Origin of the sequence: Streptomyces sp. AHU1, from assembly GCF_045343905.1 — a bacterium.
GTDB classification, from domain to species: Bacteria; Actinomycetota; Actinomycetes; order Streptomycetales; family Streptomycetaceae; genus Streptomyces; species Streptomyces triticiradicis.
Genome location: NZ_CP174283.1, coordinates 6,749,890 through 6,768,081 on the forward strand (window position 1 = coordinate 6,749,890; position 18,192 = coordinate 6,768,081).

The following is an 18,192-nucleotide window of genomic DNA, read 5'->3' on the forward strand; positions in this document are numbered from 1 at the left end:
CGGCACCGGGACGCGGGGTCCCGCGACCCGGTGGCGCGCGACGCCTTTCAAAGCCCTCGGGGAAATACCGACCCACCGAACCCGACCTGCTAGCCCGCGAGTTGGGCGGCCACTCGTTCGAGTGACGAGGGCCTCGTTCGACCGGTTCGGTGAGGTACGGTCGCGGCAACACGACCACAGACAGAGAACGGCCCCCGGCAGGACGGCAATCCCGACGAGGGCCTGACCACTCAGGAAGAAGAGAGCTTCCCTATGGCTGTCCCGCAGTGTAACGCGGCCCTGCCCGCGTACCAGTTGCCCGACCACTCGCCGCCCGCGCCCCCAGAACTCCCGCCGGACGCACCCCGCGCCGGAGTCCTCCACGTACGGCACCGCCACACCGAGCGGTACACCGTCGTCGGCAACCACCTCGCCCAGCACCCCCGCCTCTCCGCCGCGGCGATCGGCATCGGCGTCCACATCCAGTCCCTCCCGGACGGCGCCCTCGTCACCGTCAAGGCACTCACCCTGCGCTTCCCGGAGGGCGAGGTGACGATCGGCAGGGCGCTGCGCGAACTGGAAGCAGCCGGGTACCTCGTCCGCCGTCGGGTACCGCTCGGAGGCGGCCGCATCGCCACGCGTACGTTCTTCCTCGACTGCCCGGCCTCGGCCGTACGAGCCCCTGCGCGAGGCAAGGGCAGCGCCGGTGGTGGCGGCGGTGATGCGGCAACGGCCGGTCCTGTCCCGCCCGTCGCCGAGATCGAGCCCGAACCTCGTTCTGTTTCGGGGCCGTTGGCTGCTCAACGGTCGGTGGAAGGCCCGCGCCCCGACTCGCCGACGGCTCCCGTACGTACGAGGCGCGCCATCCCCGACCCCGTTCCGACGCCCACCGGACCGGCGGCCGACCTGCTCGGGCGCCTGCGTCTCGCGGACCCCCGACTGCTGCTGTCCGAACGGGACGTCCGGCGACTCGCGCCCGCCGTCGAGGCCTGGCTCGCCCGCGCCGCGACGCCGGACCAGATCACCCGCACCCTCACCGCGGGCCTTCCGTCCGAGGCCGACCCCATCCGCCATCCGGCGGGTTTCGTCGAATACCGCCTGACGGCCTTCCTCCCGCCGCCGTTGCCGGTGGGGCTCCCACCTACGGCGAGTGTGCCGACCGCGCCGCAATCGCGACCGCTGCCGCTGGTCACCTGTGACGGCTGCGAACGCGCCTTCCGCACGCACGATCCGAGCGCCCGCTGCCGGGATTGCCGCTCTGCTGCCTGAGTCGCGATCGACGGTGAGCACTTGTACGGGTGAACTTCACGGGTTCGGCGATCTCGTGGACGCGTGCTTCCTAGCGTGGACGTCGGTCGGCGCGGGCGGTCGAGGGGAGTGGGCGGGTGAGTGACCTGGGGCGGGAGCCGGACGGAGCCGTGGCCGCGGACGCCGGGACGGAGGCACCGGCCCCGTCCGAACCCGGCTCGGGCATGCTGCGGGTGTTCGGACGCCAGTTGAAACGGTTCCGGCTGCGGGCGGGGCTGGAACGGGCGGAGTTCGGCTCGAGGACCGGTTACTCGGCCTCCACGATCGCGGCGTTCGAGCAGGGCAGGCGCGTGCCGCCGCCACGGTTCATCGACGCGGCGGACGAACTGCTGGACGCGGGCGGCGTCTTGCAGGAGATGAAGGAGGAGGTCGCGCGGGCGCAGTTCCCGGCGTTCTTCCGGGACGCGGCCAGGTTGGAGGCGGAGGCGGTCGAGCTGCATGTGTACGACACGCACTTGATCAACGGGCTTCTGCAGACAGAGGGTTACGCGCGGGCCGTGTTCTCGATGCGCCGACCGCTTTTGGGCGAGGAGACCATCGAGCAGAGGGTGGCTGCCCGGATGCTCAGGCAAGAGATCTTCTCGCGATGGCCTGATCCGTTGATGAGCTTCGTCATCGAGGAGGCGGTATTGCGCCGCCCCATCGGGGGTGTTGAGGTTCATCGCGAGCAACTTGAGCAGATCCTGCTCACCGGGCAGAACCGCAACGTCGAGATCCAGGTCATGCCCCTGCAACGGGAGGATCACGCGGGACTCGCAGGCCCGTTCACTTTGATCGAGACCAAGGCGGGACAGCGGATCGCGTATGCCGAGGTTCAGAAAAGCAGCTGCCTCTACACCGAGCGGGCATCCGTCCGGGAGCTCGAGTCGCAGTATGGGATTATCCGGGCCCAGGCGCTCACTCCACGAGAGTCGACGGCCTTCATCGAGGGACTGCTGGGAGAGCTATGCAGGGCGCAACGGAGTTGACCTGGGTCAAGAGCACCTACAGCAGCGGTGAGGGTGGCCAGTGCGTCGAGGTGGCTGCCTGTTCTCGGGCTGTATGCGTACGGGACTCCAAGGACACCGCCCGTCCTGGACTGACCGTCGGCGCGGATGCCTGGGCGATGTTCATCGATCACATGGGCAACGAACTCGGCTGAGTCGTTCAAGTCGACACGGCATCCCACCGGCTTCCGCCTACCGGCTTACTCGCCCGGTGGAACTACGAAGCGTGGACTCAGGACAGGTCGTTCATGGCGCCGATCAGAAGGATGAGGATCAGCGCCCCGTAGAAGACGATTCCGACAGTCGCCGAGATCTTGATCCCCTTGCTCAGCCGCCCGCCGCGCCGGGTGACGGCCGAGCACGACAGCCACAGCCCCAGCACCGGTGAGACCAGGAGCCCGATTCCCGGGACCCATTTGGTGCTCTCCTGGCTGTCGATCTGCGAAATCATCAACCCCATGAGGGGGAGGAGCGCAAGGGCGAGGACCAGTCGGCAGACCCGGGACACCGGGCCCCGGGGGGCCTTGTTCCCCGGGGCCCGAGGTGGTTGCGGCGGCACGAAGGTGGTCTGCTGCGATGGACCGAACGTGATCTGCTGCGACGGGCCGAAGGCGGTCTGCGGTGGGCCGAAAGCGGATTGTTGCGGTGGCCCGAAGGTAGGACGTTGCGGTGGCCCGAAGGCGGGCTGCGGCGGCAGCGGTGCCGGAGCCGGTTCCCGCAGTGCCGCGCGCATCGACTCCGCGTCCGGGTGGCGCAGGGCCGGTTCCTTCGCCAGTGCGGCCTCCACCACCGGGCCCGCCGCGACACCCAGGGAGGCGAGGGTGGGCGGCGGGGCGGTCAGGTGCAGGTAGCCGATCGAGTAGCCGGAGTCCGCCTCGAAGGGGAGGCGGCCGGTGAGCATCTGGAACAGCATCACGCCGACCGAGTAGAGGTCGGAGCGGTGGTCGATGCCGGGACGGCCGAGCACCTGCTCGGGCGACATGAAGTGCGGGGTGCCGATCATCAGGCCGGTCTGCGTGAGGACGGTCCCGGCCCCCTCGGCGGCCCGCGCGATGCCGAAGTCCGCGACCTTCGCGGTGCCGTCCGCCGCCAGCAGTACGTTCCCCGGCTTGATGTCGCGGTGGACCAGTCCGTGCGCGTGGGCCGCGGCGAGCCCGGCCAGCACCTGCGAGGCGAGATCGAGGGCCTGGGGCACCGGCAGACGGCGCCGCGCGGTCAGCAGATCGGCGAGGCTGCGGCCCTCGACGAGTTCCATCACGATGTACGGGACGGGTTCGTCCCCCATGTCGTGCACCGCCACCACCTGGGGATGGCTGAGGGCGGCCATGGCCTGGGCCTCACGCCGGAACCGGGCCGGATACCCGTCGTCCAGCGACAGGTCGGCCGACATCACCTTGAGCGCGACCGCACGGGCCAGCTTCGTGTCGTAGGCCCGGAAGACCTCGGCCATGCCGCCGCTGCCGAGTTTCGCGTCGATCCGGTAGCGGCCACCGGCCAGCACCGTTCCAGGTCCCCATGCATCCCCCACGGCGGCGATCATGGCACCGGTCGCCCATCCCCAGGAGAAATTGATCAATTGTTCCGACAGGGTCCCGGAAATGGCCGGACCGGACATCGGATGACTTCCGTTGGCTTCCGTTGACTTACGTGTGCCAAGTCGATGACCGGCTTACGGGGGGGGGAGGAGGCGGCCCCGCAGGACCGGCCCGCGCCGTGCTCACCCTTTCAGCCGCCCGCGCATGCGCCCCCCGCCCGTCGATGGTGCCCTGAGGTGAAGTCTGCCGAGAGGAGCGGCCGTGTCCGCGACGAAGGCCGAAGGCGCCGGAGGGATGGACGGCGCGGCCAGCGACCTGCTGCTGCGTACCGGGCGGTTCTTCCGGCGGGGTGAGACCTCCGCCGATCTGCGCACCCTCTCCAAGGAGGGCGGGCGGAGCGGTGACGTCTTCTACCGGGACCGGTGGAGCCACGACAAGGTCGTGCGCTCCACGCACGGGGTCAACTGCACCGGATCCTGCCGGTGGAAGGTGTACGTCAAGGACGGCATCATCACCTGGGAGACCCAGGAGACGGACTACCCGAGCGTCGGCCCGGACCGCCCCGAGTACGAGCCGCGCGGCTGCCCGCGCGGGGCGGCCTTCTCCTGGTACACGTACTCACCGACCCGGGTGCGCTACCCGTACGTCCGCGGCGTGCTCCTGGAGATGTACCGGGAGGCCAAGGCGCGCACCGGGGACCCGGTCACCGCGTGGGCCGACGTCCAGGCCGACCCCGAGCGCCGCCGCCGCTACCAGCGGGCCCGCGGCAAGGGCGGTCTGGTGCGGGCGAGTTGGGACGAGGCGGTGGAGCTGGCCGCCGCCGCGCACGTCCACACCATCAAGACGTACGGGCCCGACCGCATCGCGGGCTTCTCGCCGATCCCCGCGATGTCCATGGTCTCGCACGCCGCCGGGGCCCGGTTCCACTCGCTCATCGGCGCCCCCATGCTGTCGTTCTACGACTGGTACGCCGATCTGCCGGTCGCCTCCCCGCAGGTCTTCGGCGACCAGACGGACGTCCCCGAGTCGGGGGACTGGTGGGACGCGGCGTACCTGATGATGTGGGGCAGCAACGTCCCGGTCACCCGTACGCCGGACGCGCACTGGATGGCCGAGGCGCGCTACCGCGGCCAGAAGGTCGTCGTGGTCTCCCCGGACTACGCCGACAGCACCAAGTTCGCCGACGAGTGGCTGCACCCCCACCCCGGCACCGACGGAGCGCTGGCCCTCGCGATGGGGCACGTCGTGCTCAAGGAGTTCTTCGTCGACCGGCAGGTGCCGTTCTTCACGGACTACGTACGACGGTTCACCGACCTGCCGTTCCTCGTCACCCTGCGGGAGCGCGACGGCGGGCACGTCCCGGACAAGTTCCTGCGCGCCTCCGATCTCGGCGACACAGCGGAGGGCGCGGAGTGGAAGACGGTCGTCCTCGACGACGGCACCGGCCGGCCGGAGGTCCCCGGAGGGTCGCTCGGCTTCCGCTGGACCGAGTCGGGCGAGGGGCGGTGGAACCTCGAACTGGGTGATCTGACGCCCCGGCTCTCCCTGTACGAGCGCGACGGAGCCGTTCCCACCGAGGTGCTGCTGCCCCGCTTCGACACCGACGGCGGACCGCACGGCCAGGGCAGCGGGGCGGTCCGTACCGCCGGTGTCCCCGCCGTCCGCGTCGGCGATCACCTGGTGACGACCGTCTACGACCTGCTGCTCGCCCAGTACGGCGTCGGCCGCGCCGGACTGCCCGGCACCTGGCCGAAGGGGTACGAGGACGCGTCCGTCCCCTGCACACCCGCCTGGCAGGAGGTCCACACCTCCGTCCCGGCCGCGGCGGCCGTCCGTACCGCGCGGGAGTTCGCGGACACCGCCGAGCGGTCCCGGGGCCGCTGCATGATCCTCATGGGCGCCGGCACGAACCACTGGTTCCACTCCGAGACGATCTACCGGGGCTTCCTCGCCCTCCTCCAGCTCACCGGCTGCCAGGGCCGCAACGGCGGCGGCTGGGCGCACTACGTCGGCCAGGAGAAGTGCCGCCCGGCGACCGGCTGGGCCACCCTCGCCGCCGCGTCCGACTGGTCGCGCCCGCCGCGGCAGGCCATCGGCACCGCCTACTGGTTCCTCAACACCGACCAGTGGCGCTACGACCACTACCGCGCCGACGTCCTCGCCTCCCCGCTCGGCAGCGGGGCCTTCGCCGGGATGACGGCGGCCGACTGCCTGGCCCAGGCGACCCGTTCGGGATGGATGCCCTCCTACCCGACGTTCGACCGCAACCCGCTCGACCTGTGCGACGAGGCCGGCGACGAGGACCCGGCCGCGTACGCGGTGAACCAACTCCGCGAAGGGAAGCTGGGATTCGCCGGAGAGGACCCGGACGCTCCCGCCAACTGGCCCCGGATCGTGACCCTCTGGCGGGCCAACCTCCTCGGCTCGTCGGCGAAGGGCACCGAGTACTTCCAGAAGCACCTGCTCGGCACCTCCTCCTCGCTCGGCGCCGAGGAGGCCGGGCCCGACGAGCGGCCGCGCGATGTCCGCTGGCACGAGAAGGCGCCCGAGGGGAAGCTCGACCTGCTGCTGTCACTGGACTTCCGCATGACGTCCTCCACCCTCATGTCGGACGTCGTCCTCCCCGCCGCGACCTGGTACGAGAAGCACGACCTGTCCAGCACGGACATGCACCCCTACGTGCACTCCTTCACCCCGGCCGTCGACCCGCCCTGGCAGGCCCGTACCGACTTCGCCGCCTTCCACGCCCTCGCCCAGGCCTTCTCCGCGATGGCGGCGAGACACCTGGGCGTGCGCCGCGACCTCGTTGCCACCGCCCTCCAGCACGACACCCCCGGCGAGACCGCACAGCCCGGGGGCGTCGCCCTGGACTGGCGCAAGGGCGAGTGCGAGCCCGTACCGGGAAAGACCATGCCCCGACTGACCGTCGTGGAGCGGGACTACGGCGCGATCGGCGAGAAGATGGCCACCCTCGGACCACTGGCGGAGAAGCTCGGCCTGCCCGTGAAGGGCATCGCCTTCGACGTGGCGGGGGAGGTGCGGCTGCTCGCCGAGCGGCACGGCGTCCGGCTGGCCGGACCGGCGGTGGGACGGCCGCTCCTCGACACCGCCGTCAAGGCGGCGAACACGATCCTCGCCCTGTCCGGCACCACCAACGGCCACCTCGCCACCCAGGGCTTCCACACCCTGGAGCGCCGCACCGGACAGCCGATGGCCCACCTCGCCGCCGAACACGAGGGCAAGCGCGTCACGTACGCCGACACCCAGGCGGCCCCGGTGCCGGTCATCACCTCCCCGGAGTGGTCGGGCAGCGAGTCGGGCGGGCGCCGCTACACCGCCTTCACCCTCAACACCGAGCACGCCAAGCCCTGGCACACCCTCACCGGACGCCAGCACTTCTTCCTCGACCACGACTGGATCCACGAACTCGGCGAGGCCCTGCCCGTCTACCGGCCGCCCCTGGACATGCGGCGGCTCTTCGGCGACAGGGTCTCCACCGGGGACGACGGCCAGGCGGAGGTGACCGTCCGCTACCTCACCCCGCACAGCAAGTGGTCCATCCACTCCGAGTACCAGGACAACCTCCTCATGCTGTCGCTCTCGCGCGGCGGCCAGAACATCTGGATGTCCCCGCAGGACGCCGAGACGATCGGCGTGCGGGACAACGAATGGATCGAGGCGGTCAACCGCAACGGCGTCGTCGCGGCCCGCGCGGTCGTCAGCCACCGCATGCCGCAGGGCACGGTGTACATGCACCACGCCCAGGACCGGGTGGTCGCCACCCCCAAGACGCAGACGACGGGCAAGCGCGGCGGGACCCACAACTCCCTCACCCGGCTGCTGCTCAAGCCGTCCCATCTCATCGGCGGGTACGCCCAGTTGAGCTGGGCGTTCAATTACCTGGGGCCGACGGGCAACCAGCGCGACGAGATCACGGTCATCCGGCGCCGCACCGAACCGGTGGAGTACTGACATGCGCGTCATGGCACAGATCGCGATGGTGATGAACCTCGACAAGTGCATCGGCTGCCACACCTGTTCCGTCACCTGCAAACAGGCGTGGACCAACCGCGGCGGCGTGGAGTACGTCTGGTTCAACAACGTCGAGACCCGCCCCGGGCAGGGATATCCGCGTCGCTACGAGGACCAGGAGACCTGGAAGGGCGGCTGGGAGCTCAACAAACGGGGCCGGCTGAAGCTGAAGGGCGGCGGCCGCTTCTCCAAGCTCGCCAACATCTTCTCCAACCCCAAACTGCCCACCATCGGCGACTACTACGAGCCGTGGACGTACGAGTACGCCAACCTCGTCGACGCCCCCCTCGGCGACGACATCCCCGTCGCCGCGCCGCGCTCGCTCCTCAGCGGAAAGCCCTACAAGATCGAGTGGAGCGCCAACTGGGACGACAACCTCGGTGGCGTCAGCGAACACGGCGCACTCGACCCGATGGTGGCCAAGGTCCGTGAACAGGCGTCGGAGAAGGTGAGGTTCGCGTTCGAGCAGACCTTCATGTTCTACCTGCCGCGGATCTGCGAGCACTGCCTGAACCCGTCCTGCGTCGCCTCGTGCCCGTCCGGCGCGATGTACAAGCGGCAGGAGGACGGCATCGTCCTGGTCGACCAGGACCAGTGCCGCGGCTGGCGCATGTGCGTCACCGGCTGCCCGTACAAGAAGGTCTACTTCAACCACCGCACCGGCAAGGCCGAGAAGTGCACGCTGTGCTACCCGCGCCTCGAAGTCGGCCTGCCCACCGTGTGTTCCGAGACCTGCGTCGGACGGCTGCGCTACCTGGGCGTCATGCTCTACGACGCCGACAAGGTCCTCCAGGCGGCCTCCGCCCCCGACGACACCGACCTCTACGAGGCCCAACTGGGCGTGTTCCTGGACCCCGAGGACCCCGTCGTACGCCGGGAGGCGGAACGCGCGGGCATCGCCCAGGACTGGATCGACGCGGCCCGCCGTTCTCCCGTCCACGCCCTCATCAGCAAGTACAAGGTGGCGCTGCCGCTCCATCCGGAGTACCGCACGATGCCGATGGTCTGGTACATCCCGCCGCTCTCCCCGGTCGTCGAGGCGCTCACCGAGACCGGGTTCGACGGCGAGGACGCCGGCAACCTCTTCGGCGCGATCGACACCCTGCGCATCCCCCTGGAGTACCTCGCCGGACTGTTCACCGCGGGCGACACCGCCCCCGTACGGGCCTCCCTGGAGAAACTCGCCGCCATGCGCGCCGCGATGCGCCCCGGGCTGCTGGCCGGCGACGCCTCGGGACCGGCACCGGTCGACGAGGACGTCGCCCGCGCGGTCGGCATGTCCGCCGACGACATGTACGCGATGTACCGGCTGCTGGCCCTCGCCAAGTACGACGAGCGGTACGTGATCCCCACCGCCGCCGTCGGTGACGCGCGCCGTCTGGAGGAGTCCGTCCTGCCCGACGAGTGCAGCCTCGACTACGAGGGCGGGCCCGGCATGGGCGGCTCCGGCCCGTACGGCGAAGGGTCCGGCGGGCCGCCGCCGGTGTCCGTGGAGAACTTCCACGTCCTGCGCGACCGCCAGAGCGCCGACGCGCCCGCCGACCCCGCCCACAGTCGCGTCAACCTCCTCAACTGGGACGGCCGGGGCCACCCCGCCGGACTGTTCCCAGGAAAGCCCGGAAGGCCAGAAGAGCCGGGAGGGCCAGGAACACCCGGCGGGTCCGGCACCGCCCCGCGCCCGCCCGAGAACGACGACGAGGAGGAGAGATGACCGTCCCGCACGCCGTCGTCCACGCCGCGGCCGCCCGCTGTCTGGTCTACCCCGACGACGAGTTCCACGCCGGCCTCGGTGTCCTGCGCGCGGCCCTCGACGAACGGCCCGGACCGGGGAGAGGGGAGTTGCGGACCTTCCTCGACCACGCCGTCGCCGTCGACGCCGACCGGCTCCGGCAGGAGTACGTCCGGACGTTCGACTTCACCGGCCGTCGCTGTCTCTACCTCACCTGGTGGACCGACGGCGACACCCGCCGCCGCGGCCGGTCCCTGGTGCGCTTCAAGGAGATCTACCGGGAGCACGGGTGGGAGTACGCGGACACCGGCGAACTCCCCGACTTCCTCCCGACCGTCTGCGAGTTCTGCGCCCTCACCGGCACCGACACCCTCCTGCGCGAGAACCGCCCGGCCCTGGAACTGCTGCGCCTCGCCCTCGTCGACGCCGGCTCGCCCTGGGCCGGCGTCCTCCAGGCCCTCGTCGCGACCCTGCCCGGCGCCTCACCCCGCGACCGCGCCGCCGCCCAGGCGATGGCACGCAACGGACCACCCCGCGAGGACGTGGGCCTCGCCCCCTTCGGCACCCCGCTGCTGGAGGTGGTCACCCGATGAGCCTCGCCGACAGCCTCCTGTGGACGGCGATGCCGTACATCACGATCGTCCTGCTCGTCGGCGGGATCATCTGGCGCTACCGCTACGACAAGTTCGGCTGGACGACCCGCTCCTCGCAGCTCTACGAGTCCAGGCTGCTGCGGATCGCCTCCCCGGTGTTCCACTACGGCATCCTCTTCGTCCTCGTCGGCCACCTCGTCGGACTGTTCGTCCCGGACTCCTGGACCAGCGCACTGGGGATCAGCGAGTCCACGTACCACTACCTCTCCCTCTACAGCGGCACGCTCGCGGGCCTCGCCACCGTCGCCGGCATCGCGCTGCTGATCTACCGCCGCCGCACCAACGGGCCGGTCTTCCTCGCCACCACCCGCAACGACAAGCTCATGTACGTCGTGCTGCTCGCCGCGATCCTGATGGGCATGATCGCCAAGCTCACGCACGCGGGCGGCCACGGCTACGACTACCGCACCACGATCGCCCCCTGGCTGCGCAGCGTCTTCACCCTGCACCCCGACTACGCGCGGATGAACGGCGTGCCGGTCACCTACCAGATCCACGTCGTCATCGGGTGCGTGCTCATCGCCCTCGTCCCCTACACCCGGCTGATCCACATGTTCAGCGCCCCCGTGCAGTACCTCTTCCGTCCCTACATCGTCTACCGCAGCCGGGAGCGCGGTCAGCTCGGTACCCGTTCCGAGCGGCCCGGATGGGAGCGCGTGCAGTGACCGCCCAGACCGCCCGGAGCGCACCGAGCCCCACGGCGGTGTCCGGCGCCGCCTACCGCAACCTGGTCGTCGCCACGATCGGCTTCGCCATCACCTTCTGGGCCTGGAACCTCATCGCGCCGATCGCCACCCCCCTGGGCGAGAAGCTCTCGCTGAGTTCCTTCGAGCAGTCGCTGATGGTCGCGGTCCCCGTGCTCGTGGGCTCGCTCGGCCGGGTGCCCGTCGGCGCGCTCACCGACCGCTTCGGCGCGAAGATCATGTTCCCCCTCGTCACCGCGCTGACCATCGTGCCCGTCCTGCTGCTGACGGTCGTGAAGGACTCCTACGGAGGCCTCCTCGTCGTCGGATTCTTCCTCGGTATGGGCGGCACGACCTTCGCGATCGGCGTCCCCCTCGTCAACTCCTGGTTCCCGCCCGAGCGCCGCGGTTTCGCCGTCGGCGTCTTCGGCGCGGGCATGGGCGGCGTGGCCCTCTCCGGCTACTTCACCCCCCGCATCTACAAGCACGGCGAGAACCTGCCGTTCGTGGTGCTGGCCATCGCCCTGGCCGTCATGGCCGTCGTGGAGTACTTCCTCCTCGCCGACCGTCCCGACCGCGTGGTCCCCACCACCTCGCTGGGCACGCGGCTGGCCGACGCCGGGCGGCTGCGGGTCACGTGGGAGCTCGCGGCCCTGTACGCGATCGGATTCGGCGGCATCGTCGCGTTCGGCGTCTACCTGCCGACGTACCTCAAGACCTGGTACGACCTGTCGCCCACCGACGCCGGTACACGGGCGGCCGGTTTCGCGCTCGTCACCGTGATCTTCCGCCCGATCGGCGGCTGGCTCTCCGACCGTGTCCACCCCGCCGTCGTCACCTCCTGGGCCCTCGGCATCGTCGGGATCATGGCGGTGTGCCAGGCGTTCGAACCCCACCTCGTCCCGGGCGGAACGGTCTTCCTCCTGGTGATGGCGGCCGGTCTCGGCACCTCCAGCGGCAGCGTCTTCGCGATGGTCGCCCGGGTCACGCCGCCGCCGAAGGTCGGCAGCGTCACCGGAATCGTCGGCGCGATGGGCGGACTCGGCGGCTTCGTCCCGCCCCTCGTCATGGGCGCCGTCTACAGCGCCAAGAGCTCCTACGCCATCGGCTTCATGCTGCTCTCCGACCTCGCCCTGGCCGGCTGCGTCTACTCCTTCGGACGCATGCGCGACGTGGGCCGGGAACGCGCCGCGTGACGGACGGACCGGCCCGCACCGCGTGACGGACGGACCGGACCGCGTCCGGCAGGTCAGCCGGCCGGGCGGTCCAGCGGGTTCGCCCGGACGCGCTCGGCGAGGCCGCCCCGGACCGACGCGGCCGGTGAGCTCTGCGGCTTGCGGGCGGCCTGGTCCTGGAAGCAGGCCAGGAACTCGTCCGAGAGCCCCGCGCGCGGGTACCGGGCCAGCACCTCCGCCTGGAACCCGGCCGTGAAATCGTCCAGGTGCCGCCCCGAGATGTCCACGCCGGTCGCCCGCTCCAGCAGATGCCCCTCCGGATCCTCCCGCACGTCCACCGCGTCCCACATGTGCCGGACGATGACCTCCGAAAGCCGCTGCCGGCGTTCCGCCGGCCATCCGGCACCCGCCGCGAACACCCAGGCCACGTGCCCGCCGGCCACGTCGAAGTCGACCGTGTGACTGTCGAACTCCGCCACCAGACCGATGTCGTGGAGCAGCGCGGACACGTACAGCAGCTCGGCGTCGTGCTCGATACCGCGCTGCGCGGCGTACGCGGAGGCCCACACGTAGGAGCGCACCGAATGGTTGAGCAGGGCGGGGGAGCAGTAGGCGGTGGCGACCTCCAGGGCGGCGGCGCAGGCGGCCGTGCCGGGGGCGGCGGGTACGGTCGGGGTTCCGGGAGCGCTGTGAACGGTCATGCCGCCGAGTATGCCTCCCCGCCCCGGTCACCCTCCGGCTGCCCGAGGTCTCAACTTCCTTGAAAGGAAAGGACGTTGCGCAGCCGCAGCCGCAGCCGCAGCCGCAGCCGCAGCCGCAGCCCGCTGCCCATCGTCCACGGCCTGCCGTCGGGGAGCGACCCGCCTCCGTCCCGGGAGTCCCGGAGAGCCCCAGGACGGCGTCGGCCCCCTCCCGGGCCCGCGTCGAAGCGAACCGGAAGGGGGCCGACCCCGTCGGGCCGTCAGATGTCCCGGAAGATCTCGATCTGGGCGCCGATCGAGTTCAGGCGTTCGGCGAGGTCCTCGTAACCACGGTTGATGACGTACACGTTCCGCAGCACCGAGGTGCCCTCGGCCGCCATCATCGCGAGCAGGACGACCACGGCGGGGCGCAGCGCGGGCGGGCACATCATCTCGGCGGCGCGCCAGCGGGTCGGGCCCTCGACGAGCACCCGGTGCGGGTCGAGCAGCTGCAGCCGGCCGCCGAGGCGGTTGAGGTCCGTCAGGTAGATCGCCCGGTTGTCGTAGACCCAGTCGTGGATCAGCGTCTGGCCCTGCGCGGTGGCCGCGATGGCCGCGAAGAACGGGACGTTGTCGATGTTCAGGCCCGGGAACGGCATCGGGTGGATCTTGTCGATGGGCGCCTCCAGCTTGGAGGGCCGCACAGTCAGGTCGATCAGCCGCGTACGGCCGTTGTCCGCGAAGTACTCGGGCGTGCGGTCGTGGTCGAGGCCCATCTCCTCCAGGACCGCGAGCTCGATCTCCAGGAACTCGATCGGCACCCGGCGCACCGTCAGCTCCGACTCGGTGACCACGGCGGCGGCGAGCAGGCTCATCGCCTCGACCGGGTCCTCGGAGGGCGAGTAGTCCACGTCGACGTCGATGTCCGGCACGCCGTGCACGGTGAGCGTCGTGGTGCCGATGCCCTCCACCCGTACGCCCAGGGCCTCCAGGAAGAAGCACAGGTCCTGGACCATGTAGTTCGAGGAGGCGTTGCGGATGACCGTGACACCGTCGTGGCGGGCGGCGGCGAGCAGCGCGTTCTCGGTGACCGTGTCCCCGCGCTCGGTCAGCACGATCGGCCGTCCGGGGGTGACGGACCGGTCGACCTGCGCGTGGTAAAGACCCTCGGTCGCGGCGATGTCGAGGCCGAACCGGCGCAGCGCGATCATGTGCGGCTCGATGGTGCGGGTGCCGAGGTCGCAACCGCCCGCGTAGGGCAGCTTGAAGGCGTCCAGGCGGTGCAGCAGCGGGCCGAGGAACATGATGATGGACCGCGTGCGGATGGCGGCCTCGGCGTCGATCGACTCCATGTGCAGCTCGCTCGGCGGCACGATCTCCAGGTCGACGCCGTCGTTGATCCAGCGGGTGCGGACGCCGATCGAGTTGAGGACCTCCAGCAGACGGTAGACCTCTTCGATGCGGGCCACCCGGCGCAGCACCGTGCGCCCCTTGTTCAGGAGCGTCGCGCACAGCAGCGCGACACAGGCGTTCTTACTGGTCTTGACGTCGATCGAGCCGGACAGGCGACGCCCGCCGACCACTCGAAGGTGCATCGGACCCGCATATCCGAGCGAGACGATCTCGCTGTCCAGCGCCTCGCCGATCCGGGCGATCATCTCAAGGCTGATGTTCTGGTTGCCGCGCTCGATGCGATTGACGGCGCTCTGGCTGGTGCCCAGTGCCTCGGCGAGCTGCGACTGCGTCCAGCCCCGGTGTTGCCGGGCGTCACGGATGAGCTTGCCGATACGTACGAGGTAGTCGTCTGCCATGGCGCGACCGTATATCGGATGTGAGATAAAAAGAAATGGAGCGGGGCCTTCCGGGTGGCGGGGGTCACCAGGTGGTGTTCGAGGGGCAGTTCGGGTGCCCCGCACCGGCGCGGCGGCGGCGCCCGCGGTGGGCCGAGCGGCCCGGCGGGCCCGCGCCGCCGCCGGTGAGCGCCATGAAGGAGTACCCCCGTGACGGTTCGTCGGATATAAGTGGTTCGCCCCTATTGGGTCACTTTGCCTTGCGCGTGGTCTTGCGCCACCCGAACGGCCCCGGCAGGTCCATCGACGTCGTCCTGCGTCCGGTGCTGCTGTGCGTGTGCCTCGGCCCGTGGGCTCCGCCCGTGGTGATGGACCACGACTTGCGGTTGATGTTGAGCCGCACCCCGGGGAGGATGCGGAAGCTCTTGCGGAAGGTGAGCGGCATGGTGCCCCCTGTGTCGTTCGCGCCGGGACGTTCCCGGTGGACACCGGATACCCCCGAACGGCCGAGGTGTGCCCGCTGCGGGCTTCGGGGTGTCAAGTTCCTTGCGTGCGGGGCGCGGGTGCGGCCCCGCGGGGGGCGGTGCCGGACGATGCGGGCATTCTCCCTTTCGTGGGATAAGTGGAACGGCCCGGACATGCAGGCGTGCGGACATGACCTGTCCGCCCCCATGCACTAGAGTTATCTCGACATCGAGATATCTGCCGAGGCGTACCGCAGCCGCACGCCGTCATCGGGTCAGGCGGTAAGGGTTACCTAACTTAGCCTTACCTTAGCGGATCGGCCATGACGTCGTGGCGGCAGGATGCGGTGGGAACGCGCACATCAATGAAGGAGACTGTCGTGTCGGCGAACAGCTTCGACGCCCGCAGCACGCTGCAGGTGGGCGACGAGTCGTACGAGATCTTCCGGCTGGACAAGGTGGAAGGCTCGGCTCGCCTTCCGTACAGCCTGAAGGTGCTGCTGGAGAACCTGCTCCGCACGGAGGACGGCGCGAACATCACCGCCGACCACATCCGGGCGCTCGGCGGCTGGGACTCGCAGGCCCAGCCCAGCCAGGAGATCCAGTTCACGCCCGCCCGCGTGATCATGCAGGACTTCACCGGCGTGCCCTGTGTCGTCGACCTCGCCACCATGCGTGAGGCCGTCAAGGAGCTCGGCGGCGACCCGGCCAAGGTCAACCCGCTCTCCCCGGCCGAGCTGGTCATCGACCACTCCGTCATCGCCGACAAGTTCGGCACGAAGGACGCCTTCGGCCAGAACGTCGAGCTGGAGTACGGCCGCAACAAGGAGCGCTACCAGTTCCTGCGCTGGGGCCAGACCGCGTTCGACGACTTCAAGGTCGTCCCGCCGGGCACCGGCATCGTCCACCAGGTGAACATCGAGCACCTGGCCCGTACGGTCATGGTCCGAGGCGGCCAGGCGTACCCCGACACCCTCGTCGGCACCGACTCGCACACCACGATGGTCAACGGCCTCGGCGTGCTCGGCTGGGGCGTCGGCGGCATCGAGGCCGAGGCCGCGATGCTCGGCCAGCCGGTCTCCATGCTGATCCCGCGCGTCGTCGGCTTCAAGCTGACCGGCGAGCTGCCGACCGGCACCACCGCCACCGACCTCGTGCTGACCATCACCGAGATGCTGCGCAAGCACGGTGTCGTCGGCAAGTTCGTCGAGTTCTACGGCGAGGGCGTGGCCGCCACGTCGCTGGCCAACCGCGCCACCATCGGCAACATGTCGCCGGAGTTCGGCTCCACCGCCGCGATCTTCCCGATCGACGGCGAGACCCTGAACTACCTCAAGCTCACCGGCCGCTCCGAGCAGCAGGTCGCGCTCGTCGAGGCGTACGCCAAGGAGCAGGGCCTCTGGCTCGACCCGGCCGCCGAGCCCGACTTCTCCGAGAAGCTGGAGCTCGACCTCTCCACGGTCGTCCCCTCGATCGCCGGCCCGAAGCGCCCGCAGGACCGCATCGTCCTCGCGAACGCCGCCGAGCAGTTCAAGACCGACGTCCTGAACTACGTCTCCACCGCCGACGAGGCGGGCGAGGAGTCCTTCCCGGCCTCCGACGCCCCGGCCGCCACGAACGGCGTGCCGTCCAACCCGGTCCAGGTCACCGCCCCCGACGGCACGACCTACACGATCGACCACGGTGCGGTGACGGTCGCGGCCATCACCTCCTGCACCAACACCTCGAACCCGTACGTCATGGTCGCCGCCGCGCTCGTCGCGAAGAAGGCCGTGGAGAAGGGCCTGACCCGCAAGCCGTGGGTCAAGACCACCCTCGCCCCGGGCTCCAAGGTCGTCACCGACTACTTCGACAAGGCGGGGCTCACCCCCTACCTCGACAAGGTCGGCTTCAACCTGGTCGGTTACGGCTGCACCACCTGCATCGGCAACTCCGGCCCGCTGCCGGACGAGGTCTCCAAGGCCGTCAACGACCACGACCTCGCGGTCACCTCGGTCCTCTCCGGCAACCGGAACTTCGAGGGCCGCATCAACCCCGACGTCAAGATGAACTACCTGGCCTCCCCGCCGCTGGTCGTCGCGTACGCCATCGCGGGCTCCATGAAGGTGGACATCACCCGCGACGCGCTCGGCACCGACACCGAGGGCAAGCCGGTCTACCTGGCCGACATCTGGCCCTCCGAGGCCGAGGTCAACGACGTCGTGGCGAACGCCATCGGCGAGGACATGTTCAGCAAGTCCTACCAGGACGTCTTCGCGGGCGACGCCCAGTGGCAGGCGCTGCCGATCCCCGAGGGCAACACCTTCGAGTGGGACCCGCAGTCGACGTACGTCCGCAAGCCCCCTTACTTCGAGGGCATGACGATGGAGACCACCCCGGTCTCGGACATCGCCGGCGCGCGCGTCCTCGCCAAGCTCGGCGACTCGGTCACCACCGACCACATCTCCCCGGCCGGTGCGATCAAGGCCGACACCCCCGGAGGCAAGTACCTCACGGAGCACGGTGTCGAGCGCCGTGACTTCAACAGCTACGGCTCGCGCCGCGGCAACCACGAGGTCATGATCCGCGGTACGTTCGCCAACATCCGCCTGCGCAACCAGATCGCGCCGGGCACCGAGGGCGGCTACACCCGCGACTTCACCGTCGAGGGCGCGCCCGTCGCGTTCATCTACGACGCCTCGCGCAACTACATCGAGCAGGGCATCCCGCTGGTCATCCTGGCCGGCAAGGAGTACGGCTCCGGCTCGTCCCGTGACTGGGCCGCCAAGGGCACCGCGCTCCTCGGCGTCAAGGCCGTCGTCGCCGAGTCGTACGAGCGCATCCACCGCTCGAACCTCATCGGCATGGGCGTCCTGCCGCTGCAGTTCCCGGAGGGCGCGAACGCCGAGTCCCTCGGTCTGACCGGCGAGGAGACCTTCTCCATCACCGGTGTCGAGGAGCTCAACGCCGGCACCACCCCGCGCACGGTGAAGGTCACCACCGACACCGGCGTCGAGTTCGACGCGGTCGTCCGCATCGACACCCCCGGCGAGGCGGACTACTACCGCAACGGCGGCATCATGCAGTACGTGCTGCGCAACCTGATCCGCAACTGAGTGGTCCGGTGAAGCGGCCGTAGGGCAGCTCCGCGCAAGCCGAGGGCCGCATCCCCGTTCGACGGGGGTGCGGCCCTTCGCCG

13 protein-coding genes are annotated in these 18,192 nt (G+C 70.2%); 9 read left to right on the forward strand and 4 right to left on the reverse strand.

Annotated features, from left to right (window positions below; translation table 11 throughout):
* Window positions 1–252 precede the first annotated feature (252 nt).
* The 3 genes from ACICHK_RS30035 to ACICHK_RS30045 all read left to right on the forward strand — a co-directional run bounded on the left by ACICHK_RS30035 (window position 253) and on the right by ACICHK_RS30045 (window position 2,428).
* Entirely contained in the window at window positions 253–1,248 is a 996-nt protein-coding gene (locus ACICHK_RS30035) for a hypothetical protein (protein WP_406839298.1), read from the forward strand.
* 203 nt (window positions 1,249–1,451) lie between these two features.
* Complete coding sequence (locus tag ACICHK_RS30040) at window positions 1,452–2,255, forward strand: helix-turn-helix domain-containing protein (RefSeq protein ID WP_406841352.1); 804 nt, start codon at window positions 1,452–1,454, stop codon at window positions 2,253–2,255.
* Window positions 2,234–2,428: a DUF397 domain-containing protein gene (locus tag ACICHK_RS30045; RefSeq protein ID WP_406839299.1), complete on the forward strand. Its 195-nt coding sequence runs from the start codon at window positions 2,234–2,236 to the stop codon at window positions 2,426–2,428. Before ACICHK_RS30040 ends, ACICHK_RS30045 begins: the two co-directional genes overlap by 22 nt.
* Before the next feature lie 77 nt (window positions 2,429–2,505).
* On the opposite strand, the gene ACICHK_RS30050 is transcribed toward ACICHK_RS30045, so the two are convergent.
* Window positions 2,506–3,801, reverse strand: a complete 1,296-nt coding sequence (locus ACICHK_RS30050) for a protein kinase domain-containing protein (protein WP_406839300.1) — start codon at window positions 3,799–3,801, stop codon at window positions 2,506–2,508.
* 301 nt (window positions 3,802–4,102) lie between these two features.
* Between ACICHK_RS30050 and ACICHK_RS30055 the strand changes: the two genes are divergently transcribed.
* From ACICHK_RS30055 to ACICHK_RS30075, 5 genes are read left to right on the forward strand one after another with little or no spacing between them, the layout of a single operon-like run.
* Complete coding sequence (locus ACICHK_RS30055; RefSeq protein ID WP_406841353.1) at window positions 4,103–7,780, forward strand: nitrate reductase subunit alpha; 3,678 nt, start codon at window positions 4,103–4,105, stop codon at window positions 7,778–7,780.
* Window position 7,781: 1 nt separating this feature from the next.
* Window positions 7,782–9,551, forward strand: coding sequence for a nitrate reductase subunit beta (gene narH / locus ACICHK_RS30060; RefSeq protein ID WP_406839301.1), 1,770 nt, complete (start codon window positions 7,782–7,784; stop codon window positions 9,549–9,551).
* Window positions 9,548–10,162 (forward strand): nitrate reductase molybdenum cofactor assembly chaperone, encoded by a 615-nt coding sequence (gene narJ, locus ACICHK_RS30065; protein ID WP_406839302.1) that lies wholly within the window; start codon window positions 9,548–9,550, stop codon window positions 10,160–10,162. The genes narH and narJ overlap by 4 nt, the downstream gene beginning before the upstream one ends.
* Window positions 10,159–10,887, forward strand: coding sequence for a respiratory nitrate reductase subunit gamma (narI, locus tag ACICHK_RS30070; RefSeq protein ID WP_151468635.1), 729 nt, complete (start codon window positions 10,159–10,161; stop codon window positions 10,885–10,887). The genes narJ and narI overlap by 4 nt, the downstream gene beginning before the upstream one ends.
* Window positions 10,869–12,101, forward strand: coding sequence for a nitrate/nitrite transporter (locus ACICHK_RS30075; RefSeq protein ID WP_406839303.1), 1,233 nt, complete (start codon window positions 10,869–10,871; stop codon window positions 12,099–12,101). The genes narI and ACICHK_RS30075 overlap by 19 nt, the downstream gene beginning before the upstream one ends.
* Before the next feature lie 53 nt (window positions 12,102–12,154).
* Here the strand turns inward: ACICHK_RS30075 and ACICHK_RS30080 are convergent, their stop codons facing one another.
* The 3 genes from ACICHK_RS30080 to ACICHK_RS30090 all read right to left on the reverse strand — a co-directional run bounded on the left by ACICHK_RS30080 (window position 12,155) and on the right by ACICHK_RS30090 (window position 14,995).
* Window positions 12,155–12,781, reverse strand: coding sequence for an HD domain-containing protein (locus tag ACICHK_RS30080; protein ID WP_406839304.1), 627 nt, complete (start codon window positions 12,779–12,781; stop codon window positions 12,155–12,157).
* A gap of 260 nt (window positions 12,782–13,041) precedes the next feature.
* On the reverse strand, window positions 13,042–14,571 hold the full coding sequence (locus tag ACICHK_RS30085; RefSeq protein WP_406839305.1) for a helix-turn-helix domain-containing protein: 1,530 nt from the start codon (window positions 14,569–14,571) through the stop codon (window positions 13,042–13,044).
* Between the two features lie 229 nt (window positions 14,572–14,800).
* Window positions 14,801–14,995: a DUF4236 domain-containing protein gene (locus tag ACICHK_RS30090; RefSeq protein WP_151468628.1), complete on the reverse strand. Its 195-nt coding sequence runs from the start codon at window positions 14,993–14,995 to the stop codon at window positions 14,801–14,803.
* A gap of 399 nt (window positions 14,996–15,394) precedes the next feature.
* On the opposite strand from ACICHK_RS30090, the gene acnA reads away from it, so the two are divergent.
* Complete coding sequence (gene acnA / locus ACICHK_RS30095; RefSeq protein WP_406839306.1) at window positions 15,395–18,109, forward strand: aconitate hydratase AcnA; 2,715 nt, start codon at window positions 15,395–15,397, stop codon at window positions 18,107–18,109.
* Window positions 18,110–18,192 lie beyond the last annotated feature (83 nt).